This window comes from Brevibacillus fortis (genome assembly GCF_003013395.1).
GTDB classification, from domain to species: Bacteria; Bacillota; Bacilli; order Brevibacillales; family Brevibacillaceae; genus Brevibacillus; species Brevibacillus fortis.
Genome location: NZ_PXZM01000048.1, coordinates 1 through 13,074 on the forward strand (window position 1 = coordinate 1; position 13,074 = coordinate 13,074).

Consider the following 13,074-nt stretch of genomic DNA (forward strand, 5'->3'; position numbering starts at 1 on the left):
GCTTTTTCTTCTCCTCCACTATGGTAGGTAGCTTCAATAGAGTTATTTTGAACATTCAAAAACGACATGGTAAAGAAAGTGAAAAGAAAGGTAAAGATAATGAAAAGATTATAGTAAGAAAATTAGTAATATTTAGTCATGTCATATTCTTTTCATTCTATCATCCAGATTAAGGGGGCATTCACAGTGAAGAAGAAGCACATGCTAGGATCTATTCTCGCCCTGTCTGTCTTGCTTTCAACCGTCTTGGCAGGCTGTGGTGGCAGTCAGACATCCAGTGGGACGAATTCCGCGTCCAACTCCAATCAAGCTTCGACTAGCCCCGCGTCTTCTTCGGCCGCAGCGGGTGGAGGTGGTACCTTGATTATTGCGCGCTTGTCCGATGCGAATAATCTCGACCCGCATTTCAGTACCCAGATTAATTCCATGGCAGTGACGCAGCACAAGCTCTATGAAGGTCTAGTCATGATGGATCGGAATAGTGAGTACAAACCGCTTTTGGCAAAGGAATGGAAACAAAAAGACGATGTAACCTGGGAGTTCACGCTGCGTGAAGGCGTTACCTTCCACGATGGAGAGCCTTTCAATGCAGAAGCGGTGAAGAAGACGATCGACCGTATTTTGGACAAAGACAACCCGACTCCCAAAGCAAACATGTTTGGCATGATTAAAGAAGTAAAGGTCATTGACCCGCTGAAGGTAGAAATGATTTTACATTATCCGTTCGCAGGGCTACTTTCCGTACTGGCGAGTGCCGAAGGTGGCATCATCAGTTCAAAGGCCATTGAGCAATTTGGCAAAGAATTGTCCAAGAAACCAGTAGGCACGGGGCCATTCATTTTTGAATCATGGACGCCTGGACAAGAAATCGTCATGGTGAAAAACGAGAAGTATTGGGGTAACCAACCGAAGCTAGAAAAAGTCGTTTTCAAGACCATTCCGGAGGATGCAACACGCGTAGCTATGGTGGAAACGGGGGAAGCTCATGTCGCAGAACAGCTTCCGGTCACTGAACTGGATCGGGTACAGAACTCGCAGAGCATGTCCTTAGGGCGGTTCGAATCATTCGCGGTTGACCACATCGGGATGAACGTCAAGCAGAAGCCTTTTGACGATGTTCGCGTCCGTCAGGCCATCGCCCATGCCATCGATAAGGAAGCGATCATTAAAGGGGTTTATAACAATGTTGGAAAAGTAGCCATCTCGTCATTAGGACCAAAAGTCATTGGCTACAGCCCGAATATCAAAACGCCGGAATACGATTTGAACAAAGCGAAGCAATTGCTCACCGAAGCAGGCTACGCCAACGGATTCAAAGCAACCATCTATCTGAATGACAACAAGGCGCGGATCAATGTGGCAGAAGTGCTGCAATCCCAGCTGAAGGGAATCGGGATTGACTTGCAGATTCAAGTGATGGAGTTCGGTGCGTATCTGGAATTGGCGGCAAAAGGTGAAGCACAAATGTTTATTAGTGGCTGGGGCAATGCGACCGGGGATGCAGATTACAACCAGTACAACCTCTTCCACAGCACGTCAGCAGGTGTGCCAGGCAACCATTCCTTCTATAATAATCCGAAAGTCGATGCGTTGATTGAAGCGGCTCGTAAGGAGAAAGATCCAGAGAAGCGCAAGGAAATCTACGCAGAAGCGCAGCAAATCGAGATGGAGGAGGTACCGTTGCTGCCATTCCGCAGCAGTGAAAACCTCGCAGCCATTGCCAAAAATGTACAGGGTGTGTACATCAGTCCTTCCGGGTACATTGACTTGAGCCAAGTGACGATTCAATAGATAGAGCATGAGACCTTCTCCAACAGAGAGGGTCTTCTTTTAGTAGCACTGTCCGCTCCGAAGGCACGGTCTCCACAAGTCGCTACGTCTGGAAATATTCTTCGCTGACGTAACTTCTTACATTTTTCAAGCATTTAAGTCATTAAAAGATCGGGTAACACTGAAAGCTCGTAGAGGAAACAGGAGAAATAAGCGAAGATCTTTGGTACACCGACCGAGACGGAATGTAAAAAGCGAAACACGCTCTTAAGCGTCCACCTCTGAAACACACCCTGAGAGGACCACTTTGGACGCGGTTTCGCTTTTTGCATGGAGTCGTGCAGTGAATCCCCCAGCGGGTGGGAAAAGAAGCTGAGCGTTTTCCCCTGTTTCCTCCACACCACTACAGCAACATATACCCCAAGTCTATTTTTATTGCATTATTCGCACAAAAGTAGAAAAAGTGAAAAAAAGAGTAAAGAAAGTGAAAATACAAGTAAAGAGAGTGAAAATACAATGACAGAATAGTGGGTAAAATGAAATATGCGCGAATGGTCGAAATATTCAAGTGCATCTGGCGCAAAAAACGGTCACGACCGTTTTTTTGACCGCAAGCGGTCACATCAACATTTATGAAAAACGTCGAGACGTTTTTCACAAAAGAGGGGGATCACTACATGAAAAAGACGCGCTTATTCCAGACGCTGCTTGCCATGACCGTTGCGGCTTCTACAGCGTTGGCAGGCTGCTCACAAGCACCTGAAGCAGGAGGGAGTACCAACTCTTCGGGGCAAACCAATGCTTCTGCACCAGCTGGCAAAGAAGGCGGGACAATCGTCATCGCTCGTTTGTCTGATGCGAACAACCTTGACCCACATTTTCTAACGCAAATCAACTCTGCTGCCATCATTCATCATAAAGTATACGAGGGTCTTGTTCGGATGGACAAAGAAAGCAAATATGTAGGTTCACTCGCTTCTGAATGGAAGCAGCTCGATGATGTGACATGGGAATTCAAGCTTCGCTCCGGTGTTGCGTTTCATGATGGCACGCCATTCAATGCAGATGCGGTGAAAAAGACGATTGCTCGTGTCCAAGACCCGGCAGTAGGCTCTAACCGCGCCAATTTGTTTGAAGCAATCAAAGAAGTAAAGGTCGTGGATGATACAACGGTTCAATTCATCCTTCACTATCCATACGCACCGCTCCTGTCCGTGCTCGCCAGTGCAGAAGGTGGAATTTTGTCACCAAAAGCGATTGAACAGTACGGGAAAGACTTGACCAAGCATCCAACGGGAACAGGCCCTTACAAATTCGAATCATGGACACCTGGTCAAGAAGTCGTCTTGGTGAAAAACGACAGCTATTGGGGCGACAAACCGAATCTGGACAAAGTCGTCTTCAAGACCGTTCCAGAGGATACAACCAGACTCGCGATGGTCGAGACAGGAGAAGCTCATGTAGCTGAGCAATTGCCAGTGACAGAAGTCGAACGGGTGAAAAATTCTCCGAGTATGACACTTGGTCGTTACCCTGCATTCGCTAGCGATCATATCGGGATTAACAACTCGAAGAAGCCATTCGATGATGTGCGCGTTCGTCAAGCCATTGCCCATGCGATTGATAAGAAAACCATCATTCAAGGCGTCTACAACGATGTGGGGACGGCCGCTCATTCTTCTATTACCCCGTCTATGGTTGGTTACAGCCCGAATGTAAAAGACTTGCCTTACGATCTGGAAAAATCCAAGAAACTGTTGGCGGAAGCTGGATACGCGAACGGATTCAAAGCAACCATTTACTTAAATGATAACAAGGCACGAATTAGCTTGGCAGAGGTGCTGCAGCAACAGCTGAAACAAATCAATATTGATTTGGAAGTGAAGGTGCTAGAGTTCGGTGCTTATATTGAAGCAGCCAACAAAGGAGAAACAGAATTGTTCCTCAGCGGTTGGGGCAACGCGACAGGCGATGCAGACTACAACCAATACAATCTGTTCCACACGAAGTCGCAAGGGGCAGCCGGCAACCACGCTTTCTACAGCAATCCGGAAGTGGACAAGCTGATCGATGAGGGCCGCAAAGAGAAAGACGAAGAAAAACGGAAGCAAATCTACGAAAAAGCACAGCAAATCGAAATGGACGAAGCGTCAATGGTACCGTACCGCTTCTCAGAAAACCTCGCTGCGATTCAAAAAGGCGTAGAGGGAGTTTGGATCAGCCCAGCAGGACACATTGAGATCGACGATGTGACCATGCCGTAATTTTCCAGTCAGACAGTGCTTGATGATCAGCATAGCTTCGCCCAATGGGAACGAGCTATGCTGATTCATTATACAAAGAGATGAAAATGGGGGCGATTCTATGAAAAAACAGAAAATGCTAGGTTCAATGCTGGCAGGTATCCTGAGCGTTGGCCTCGTGCTTACAGGTTGTTCATCGGGTACAGAGCAAGGGGCAGCAGGGAATCCTACTGCGAAGGAAGCTCCGTCAACAGATCAGACGCTAGTGATTGCTCGACAGTCTGACTCAAACAATCTAGACCCGCACTTTATTTCAGCGATCAATGCAGCAAGTGTGGTCCATCACAAAGTGTACGAAGGTCTTGTCCAGCGAGATGATAACATGGCGTTCAAACCGATGCTAGCTACGGAATGGAAGCAGTTGGACGATGTCACTTGGGAGTTCAAGCTCCGTCAGGGAGTCAATTTCCACGATGGTACGCCGTTTAACGCAGAAGCGGTGAAAGCAACATTCGCACGCGTCCTCGATGAAAAGGTCGCCTCTCCACGTGCGTCTCAGTTTAAGATGCTTTCGGAAGTCAAGGTAGTGGATGATTACACCGTACATTTCAAGCTAGCCTACCCGTTTTCCCCATTGCTGTCGATTTTAGCCAACCACGAAGGCAGCATCATTAGTCCAAAAGCGATTGAGCAATACGGAAAGGAATTGAGCAAGCATCCCGTTGGCACAGGGCCGTTCGTATTCGAATCGTGGACACCTGGTCAAGAGATCGTACTTGTGAAAAATGACAATTACTGGGGAGAAAAGGTGAAATTCAAGAAGGCAGTCTTCAAGGTAGTACCAGAGGACACGACACGCGTAGCCATGGTGGAGACGGGAGAGGCGCATATCGCTGAACCATTGCCAGTGACAGAAATTGGCCGCGTCAGTAATTCCCCTCATATGAGCTTGTACCGGACAGAAGGCTTGGGGACAGATTTCATTGGGTTTAATACCAAGAAAAAACCGTTTGACGACGTCCGTGTTCGCCAGGCGATCAACTATGCGATTGAGACCGATGCGATCATCAAAGGTGTGTATAACGATGTCGGAACAAAAGCAAATTCTGCAATGAGTCCGAAGGTTCTTGGATACAATGAGGCGTTAAAAGGATACGAGTTTGATCCGAATAAAGCGAAAGCTCTGTTGAAAGAAGCAGGCTATCCAGATGGCTTCAAGACAACCTTGTGGACAGGCGATCGCAAGGAACGGATTAATGCTGCGGAAGTGATCCAGTCCCAGTTAAAGGGGATCGGCATTGAGGTAGAGGTAAAAGTGCTTGAGTATGGAGCCTATCTGGATGCAGAAGACAACGGAGAAACAGAGCTATTCATCAGCGGCTGGGGCAATGCCACTGGCGATGCTGACTACAACCAGTACAATCTGTTCCACTCCAGCTCTTTGGGCAAGGGTGGAAACACAACATTTTACGTCAATAAAGAAGTGGACAAGCTGATCGAGGAGGGGCGCCGCGAGCAGGATACGGAAAAACGTAAGCAAATCTATGCAAAGGTGTTGGAGATTGAAAAGCAGGAAGCACCAATCGTCCCGATCCGTAATCTTGAGCATGTTGCGGCAGTCGGCCAAAACATCAAAGGCTTCTGGATCAGCCCTTCTGGGTACATGATGATCAACGGTATTACGATGGAATAACGCAAACATTTTAGAGAGAAAAGGATGGGACGGAGCATGAAAGAAAGCTTGTGGATCAAAAATGCGAGTCTGGAATGTGGTTATACAGAGGAGAATGGCATCGTGACGGGAACAAAGACGGAACGTTTTCACGTCCTGCTCACGGATGGTCGCGTGGAGAAAATCGTTCCTGCTTCACAGGATATACCCAATGGGGTATCTGTGTGGGATGCACAAGGTCTACTGATGCTTCCTTCTTTCCGGGAAATGCACATTCACCTGGACAAAACATTTTATGGAGGTCCATGGCAAGCTGTTCTTCCTGCTCCCAATCGTTTTTTTCGAATCGAACAAGAGCAGGAACTGCTGCCCCGCCAGCTTCCCGTCGCCCGTGAGCGTGCAGAAAAGCTGTTGGCGTTAGTGCAATCGCACGGCGCTACACACGTGCGAACCCATTGCAACATTGACCCGGTCATTGGGGTGAAAAACCTGGAAGCCACCTTGGAGGCATTGGCAACTTACCGTGAAAAACTTTCCTGGGAAATTGTCGCGTTTCCCCAACATGGTTTGTTGTGCAGTGATTCCGTTTCCCTCATTCGTGAGGCGATGAAGCAAGGAGCAGGTCTCGTCGGGGGTGTCGATCCTGCCACGTTCGACGATGATATTGAGAAATCGCTTGATACGATGATGGACATAGCAGTAGAAGCGAATGCGGATGTTGACCTGCATTTGCACGAGCCTGGACATTTGGGTGTTTATATTATGAAAAAACTGGCTGCGATGACGAAGGATGCGGGTTGGCAAGGTCGAGTCACTGTCAGCCATGCTTACGGGCTAGGAGAGGTTCCGACTGCTGTGGCAGAAGAGGTTGCGGAGCTTTTTGCCGAGCAGCAAATCGCTGTCATGTCAGCTGTTCCCATTGATATGCCGACTATCCCGATTCCATTGCTTCATGCCAAGGGCGTCCATGTTGGTTTGGGCAATGACAACATCACCGATCACTGGGACCCATTTGGAACCGGAGATATGCTGCAAAAAGCAAACCGACTGGCTGAACGGTTTCGTTGGATCGATGAGCGATCTCTATCGCGAGCACTGGGATTCGTTACAGGTGGCGTGACTCCACTGGACCAGGCTGGGAATCAGGTTTGGCCGAAAGCTGGAGATGAGGCAAATGCGGTTTTCGTTCGTGCGAAATGCTCCGCCGAGGCTGTGGCTAGACAATCTCCGAAGGAAGCGGTGGTTTTCTCGGGCAAGATGGTTTGGCAGAAATAATAAAGAGTAGGAAATATGATCCGATCTTCTTAAGGAGGTCGGATTTTTTGTTTATAAAAGTGGCTGTAGTGGGGAAGAAGTGCATTTCCAGTCTACGCTTCGGCCTCCGCCCCGCAAGGGGGAAGACTGTCCGCTTCGGAATGAATGTCGGGAGCGCTTCAAACGTAGACAGTTTCGAAGAAGTATCTCATAAGTGAAGCTTAAATTCCCCACCATTCATTCCTTCGCTGGGGCGGGCTCCAGAGGCGCTTGGACTGGAAATGCACTTCTTCTGGCGTAGCTTTGGTTACATCTTGAAAGTCAATACAAGGTGATAAAAAATACTTAACTAACTATAAAGAATTTTCCTTTTCAAATCCATTCATTAGAAAGCTACAGAAGAACATCCAAGAAAAACCTTCAATGAAATTCTTGCTGCTTTTCATATACAGATCGAAAAATAGACAAAAGCTACGCCACAGAAGCGTGTTTCCAGTCATAGCGCCTCCGGAGCGGACAGTCAATCCCCCAGCGGGGCGGAGGCCGAAGTGAAGACTGGAAACACGCTTCTCCACCGAAGCCACGAATTCACGTATCTTTTGATCTGCGTGAAATTAAATAAAAGTAAAAATATTATAAATTGATGTAAAGATGCTGAAAGGTTCGGTTGGAAATCTACCGTATAATGCAAATAAGAAATACATTCAGAATTTTCGACGGTATTTTACAGGGGGTAGACACAAATGAAGAAAACGCGCATGGTCGGTTCCTTGTTGGCTCTGACATTGACGGTTAGTGTTGCGCTGACTGGATGTGGTGGTGCGAGCACGGAGCAATCCGGTTCGACGAATACAACTAGCGCAGAGGCTCCGAAAGAAGGAGGAACCCTGATTGTAGCTCGCAAGGCTCACGCCAACAATCTGGACCCGCATTTCATCTCCAATATTCCTTCGGCAAACTACGTGTATGGAAAAGTGTATGAGAGCTTGGTTTCTCGTGATAAAAACGGCGAGTACAAGCCTACTCTAGCTACTGAATGGAAACGGCTCGATGACTTGACATGGGAGTTTAAGCTTCGTGAGGGAGTTACGTTCCACGATGGTACACCATTTACAGCAGACGCTGTGAAAAAGACGTTCGAACGTGTACTCGATCCAAAGGTTGCATCACCGCGTGCATCCAACTTCTCCATGATCAAAGAAATCAAGATCGTGGATGACAAGACTGTACATTTTGTGCTGGAGTATCCTTTTGCACCGCTACTCTCCATCTTGGCTAGCTCAGAGGGAAGCATCATCAGCCCGAAAGCGATCGCCGAGCACTCAGATACATTGGCGAAACAGCCTGTGGGAACCGGACCTTTCAAATTTACATCGTGGGCACCGGGTCAAGATATGAAGCTCGCAAAAAATGACACCTACTGGGGTGAAAAGCCAAAGGTAGATGAAGTTTTATATAAAGTCGTTCCAGAAGACACGACACGCGTAGCGATGATCGAGGCAGGCGAAGCGCATATCGGCGATCAGCTTCCAGTGACGGAAGTAGAGCGTGCACAGGCATCTCCTGCCATGAACATGGTACGAGCAGAAGGCTTGGGTGTGGATTACATCGGCTTTAACGTGCAGAAGAAGCCATTTGACGATGTACGTGTACGCCAAGCGGTCGCGCATGCTATCGAAAAACAAGCCATTGTACAAGGGGTATACAACAATGTAGGAACACAAGCTGTTTCCTCAATGTCGCCAAAAGTAATCGGCTACAACCCGAATCTTCAGGATTACTCGTATGACGTCAATGCAGCAAAAGCACTGCTCGCGGAAGCAGGCTACCCGAACGGCTTCAAGACGTCCATCGTGACAGATGACCGTAAAGAGCGTATGAACGTAGCCGAAGTCATCCAGTCACAATTGAAAGGAATCGGCATTGATTTGGAGATCAAAGTAATGGAATACGGTGCCTATCTGGAGCACACAGACAATGGTGAGCATGCTATGTTCATCGGGGGCTGGGGCAATGCAACAGGTGATGGCGACTACAACCAGTACAACGTCTTCCACAGCACTTCGAAAGGCAGCGCAGGTAACATGGCATTCTACAACAATCCAGAGGTAGACAAGCTGATTGAAGAAGGACGTCGTGAAAAAGATGCGCAAAAACGCAACGAAATTTACGCTAAGCTGCAAGAAATCGAGCTGAAAGAAGTACCGATCCTTCCAATCCGCACGATTGACCATGTGGCGGTTACATCCAAGAATGTAAACGGCTTCTGGCTGAGCCCTGTTGGCTACTTGATGCTGGATGAAGTATCGATCAACTAACGGTGATAGAAGGGATGGCGTTTGTCGCTGTCCCTTCTTTCGTCCATAGAGAGGAATTCACGTTCTGGACCGGGAATGTAACTTGGGGAAAGAAATGCCCAAGAGACAAGTCATGGGGTGGAAAACATGCAGGAAGAGCAGCTAGACATATTTGACGAAGCAGGACAGCACATCGGAGTAGAAGCGCGTAGCGAAGTACACCGCTTGGGGCTGTGGCACCAAACCTTTCATTGCTGGATTTATCGTGTAGTAGACAAACAGATCGAATTATTGTTCCAAAAAAGACATCCACAAAAGGATACTTGTCCGAATTTGCTCGACATTACCTCTGCCGGTCATCTTCTCGCTTCGGAACAGCCATGTGACGGCGTGCGGGAGTTGGAGGAGGAACTGGGGTTGTCCGTGAGCTTTGAGGAACTGGACAAGCTAGGCGTGATTCGTGATGTAATGGTTGCCCCCTCTATTATCGATAAGGAAATGTGCCATACATTTTTGTATGAATGCGATCAGCCATTACGCGAATACCGTGTACAGGAAGAAGAAGTCACTGGGCTGTTTTGGGTCAGGCTGCATGAGCTAGAGCAGTTGTTTGCGGGCGAGCTTGGGCAGATGACGGTGAATGGATTTTTGCTAACGGAAAATGGTGAGCAAAACAATACAGCGATGATCGCGGAAAAAGCTGACTTTGTTTCACATGAAGTGCATTATTACCAGCAGGTGTTTGCAGCAGTGAAACTACGCGCAGCCAATCGATAACCCTGATCGGAAAAACAATGCCTCGCTTGTCATCGACAAGACGAGGTTTTTCGTTGGGCAGGAAAGAGTGGCGAAAATACGTTCTCTCATGTGATATACTAGACAATGCTTTTTCGCTGATCGCGATCATGCGTAGATAGAGAGAGGAGATCGAGATGAGACTACAGATTATGATTGCACTAATGCTCTCGACATTCCTTGCTGCGATGGAAGGAACGATTGTGAGTACAGCGGTACCACGCATTACGAGTGATTTGGCAGGCTTTGAACAGGTGAGCTGGGTATACGCCATCTACATGCTTGCCACAGCCGTATCTGCCCCCATCTACGGTAAGCTGGCTGATTTATTTGGCCGAAAAAACGTTTTGTTAATCGGGATTGGCATCTTTTTGTTAGGTTCTACGCTCTGTGGAGTGGCGACGTCGATGTGGCAGCTCATCGTTTTCCGTGCCATCCAAGGCTTGGGTGCAGGTTCAGTCATGCCAATCACAATGACCATCATCGGCGATTTGTACACCGAGCAGACTGCCAGAGCAAAAGCGCAGGGCTGGATTAGCGCTGTATGGGGACTTTCCGGTGTGGCAGGTCCGCTGGTCGGAGGATTTTTGGTCGATACACTGACGTGGCGTTATATCTTTTTTCTTAACTTGCCGTTTGGGCTTGTATCGTTTTTCATGCTCGTCTTTTTGTACAAGGAGAAGCTCGCTGTCAAAGAAAAGCGCCATATCGATTATCCGGGCGCGCTTATTTTTTCGATCGGGACCATCGCCTTGTTATATGCGCTGTTAACAGGTAGCCAGAATCAATCATGGACCAGTCCGGTGACGATTTCCTTGATCGTATTTGCTTTGGTGACCTATCTGCTGTTTGTATCGGTAGAGAAGAAATCGGCTGAGCCGCTGATTCCCCTTTCGCTTTTTACCAATCGAAACGTGACCATGATCAATCTGCTGACGCTCTTGACCAACGGAATTGTCATCAGCATGGTGGTTTACTTGCCGATCTGGAGCCAGGGAGTCTTGGGAGAAAGCGCGACAATGGCCGGTTTTGTCTTGACACCGATGCCGGTTTGCTGGACGATTGGCTCTATCCTTGCCGGGAACATGTTAGGCAAGCTGCGAGCTGAACAGTTGTTTATCGCAGGGACAGCCGTTTTGACGGTAGCGACAACATTGTTAACGATATTGTCCACCCAGTCAGCGGGATACCTCATTTATGTGGCTGTAGGCTTAATTGGTTTGGGAATGGGGCTCATTTCCCCGATCATCATGGTAAAAATTCAATCGTCCGTTGAAGTCGATAAAAGGGGGACTGCGGTTGCCCTCAATACGTTCACGGGTACATTTAGCCAAACATTCGGGGCAGCCGTATTCGGAATGTTGTTCAATATGGTGACTGTAGCAAGTGGTCATACGAATTTAGGGGCCTCGTTTGAACACGGATCGATCCCATTGGCACAGCTGGCACAGATCCGAGACTTATTGGCTAGCGGTGTTCACGTGGTCTTCACAGGTACGTTAGTGCTTGCGATAGCCAGCTTTGTTCTGACGCTTGTGATCGCAAAAGGAAACCGAGTCAAACAGACACACTAATTCGAAGACGTCCGCCGAGTGCGGGCGTTTTTCTAATAAATGGTTACAGATTTCCAAAAAATACAAACTTCATATTGCCAGTTGTGACATTCATCGATACTATTTTCCTAGATGCCCAATTTCTTGCGGACAGGAGTGCATGAGACGATGGAGGAGATTCGCCCGGTTTCAATTGACGATATCGATGAGGTCGTTAGGATTGCAGCGATGAGCTACCCTGGAAGCAATCTACTGGGTGCAGAGAGCAGACAGCGATTTGCCGAACGCGTAAAGGAGACGATCGAAAACGACCCACACGTCAGCTACCACGGATGCTACCGTGATGGACGACTAGTGGGGATTATGAAATGGTACGATTTTCTCATGAATGTCCACGGTACACCGCTTTTGACTGGCGGGATTGGGATGGTCGCCGTAGACCTTTTGCATAAAAAGGAAAAAGTGGCCATGTCGATGCTGCGAGGTTTTCTTTCCAGCTATCGGGAGCGGGGACTCGCACTGGTCTCACTCTATCCGTTTCGTGTTGATTTTTACAAGCAAATGGGTTTTGGAATAGGGACCAAGGTTCACCAATACAAGTTCAAGCCGTCCAGCCTGCCGTATGTAGGCAAGGACAAAATCGTCTATATAGGAAAAGAGGATAAGGAAGAACTGTCAGCTTGCTATCATCGCATCGCCCGTCAAGCGCACGGCATGATTAAGCGAACAGATCGAGACTGGGACAGACTCCTCGATGGTCCTGAATTGATTACTGTCGGCTACAAAAAGGAGGAGAGACTAGGCGGCTATCTCGCTTTCCAGTTCCAGAGAGCCCATGAAGAAAACAAACTCTTCAACAACATAGAAGTAAGAGAGCTTCAGTATGAGAGCCGCGAAGCACTTTTACAACTGCTTTCTTTCCTGCGCAGCCAGGCCGATCAGATTCAACGGATCGAGTTCACGACGCCGGACGATGATTTTCACTTGTTGCTCTCTGATCCGGGTAATGGAACGGATTTGCTGTTGTGGAGCATTTATCATGAGAGCCATGTATCTGGAGTCGGGTTGATGTATCGGATCATTGATGTGCCGGGATTTTTCCGTCAGCTGACCCATCACCAATTTGGTTCGGAAACGGTAAATGTAAACCTGACGATCCGCGATTCGTTTCTACCTGAGAACGAAGGAACATGGCTCATCAAGTTTGTCGATGGACGTCCGGTACTAGGGGAGACAGTGGAGACTGATGTCTCGGTGCAGCTAGATATTGCGGATTTTTCTTCGCTCGTGATGGGGGTAGTAACTGCCCGCAAGCTGTATCAATACGGCCAATTGGAGCTGGATGTCCCAGAAAAGCTTCCTGTTTTGGATAGGCTGTTTGCTGTTCCCGAGAAGCCGCGAAGTGTGACTACCTTCTAGAAAAGAGGGTTTGTCACGTTTTTGACACATTTGGTTATCTTATTTTGCTTCCTCCCATATGTTGTTAGTAA

Annotated in this window: 8 protein-coding genes; all 8 read left to right on the forward strand. The window is 48.0% G+C overall.

From position 1 onward, the window contains the following. Positions 1 to 186: 186 nt before the first annotated feature. Complete coding sequence (locus C7R93_RS26115; protein ID WP_106841530.1) at positions 187 to 1,791, forward strand: glutathione ABC transporter substrate-binding protein; 1,605 nt, start codon at positions 187 to 189, stop codon at positions 1,789 to 1,791. Positions 1,792 to 2,447: 656 nt separating this feature from the next. Then, entirely contained in the window at positions 2,448 to 4,034 is a 1,587-nt protein-coding gene (locus tag C7R93_RS26130) for a glutathione ABC transporter substrate-binding protein (RefSeq protein ID WP_106841532.1), read from the forward strand. 100 nt (positions 4,035 to 4,134) lie between these two features. Continuing rightward, positions 4,135 to 5,706 carry a glutathione ABC transporter substrate-binding protein gene (locus tag C7R93_RS26135; protein WP_106841533.1) on the forward strand — a complete coding sequence of 524 codons (1,572 nt, stop codon included), beginning with the start codon at positions 4,135 to 4,137 and terminating at the stop codon, positions 5,704 to 5,706. A gap of 36 nt (positions 5,707 to 5,742) precedes the next feature. Next, entirely contained in the window at positions 5,743 to 6,960 is a 1,218-nt protein-coding gene (locus tag C7R93_RS26140) for an amidohydrolase family protein (protein WP_106841534.1), read from the forward strand. A 722-nt stretch (positions 6,961 to 7,682) separates the two neighbouring features. Next, positions 7,683 to 9,257 (forward strand): glutathione ABC transporter substrate-binding protein, encoded by a 1,575-nt coding sequence (locus tag C7R93_RS26145; RefSeq protein ID WP_106841535.1) that lies wholly within the window; start codon positions 7,683 to 7,685, stop codon positions 9,255 to 9,257. Positions 9,258 to 9,383: 126 nt separating this feature from the next. Continuing rightward, positions 9,384 to 10,013, forward strand: a complete 630-nt coding sequence (locus C7R93_RS26150) for an NUDIX hydrolase (RefSeq protein WP_106841536.1) — start codon at positions 9,384 to 9,386, stop codon at positions 10,011 to 10,013. 155 nt (positions 10,014 to 10,168) lie between these two features. Continuing rightward, positions 10,169 to 11,605, forward strand: coding sequence for an MDR family MFS transporter (locus tag C7R93_RS26155; protein ID WP_106841537.1), 1,437 nt, complete (start codon positions 10,169 to 10,171; stop codon positions 11,603 to 11,605). Positions 11,606 to 11,752: 147 nt separating this feature from the next. Next, positions 11,753 to 13,003 carry a GNAT family N-acetyltransferase gene (locus tag C7R93_RS26160; RefSeq protein WP_106841538.1) on the forward strand — a complete coding sequence of 417 codons (1,251 nt, stop codon included), beginning with the start codon at positions 11,753 to 11,755 and terminating at the stop codon, positions 13,001 to 13,003. The last annotated feature ends 71 nt before the right edge of the window (positions 13,004 to 13,074 follow it).

Coding starts and splice junctions, on each gene's coding strand:
- C7R93_RS26130 (WP_106841532.1), top strand. CDS start 2,448: ATGAAAAAGACGCGCTTATTCCAGACGCTGCTTGCCATGACCGTTGCG.
- C7R93_RS26155 (WP_106841537.1), top strand. CDS start 10,169: ATGAGACTACAGATTATGATTGCACTAATGCTCTCGACATTCCTTGCT.
- C7R93_RS26135 (WP_106841533.1), top strand. CDS start 4,135: ATGAAAAAACAGAAAATGCTAGGTTCAATGCTGGCAGGTATCCTGAGC.
- C7R93_RS26150 (WP_106841536.1), top strand. CDS start 9,384: ATGCAGGAAGAGCAGCTAGACATATTTGACGAAGCAGGACAGCACATC.
- C7R93_RS26145 (WP_106841535.1), top strand. CDS start 7,683: ATGAAGAAAACGCGCATGGTCGGTTCCTTGTTGGCTCTGACATTGACG.
- C7R93_RS26160 (WP_106841538.1), top strand. CDS start 11,753: ATGGAGGAGATTCGCCCGGTTTCAATTGACGATATCGATGAGGTCGTT.
- C7R93_RS26140 (WP_106841534.1), top strand. CDS start 5,743: ATGAAAGAAAGCTTGTGGATCAAAAATGCGAGTCTGGAATGTGGTTAT.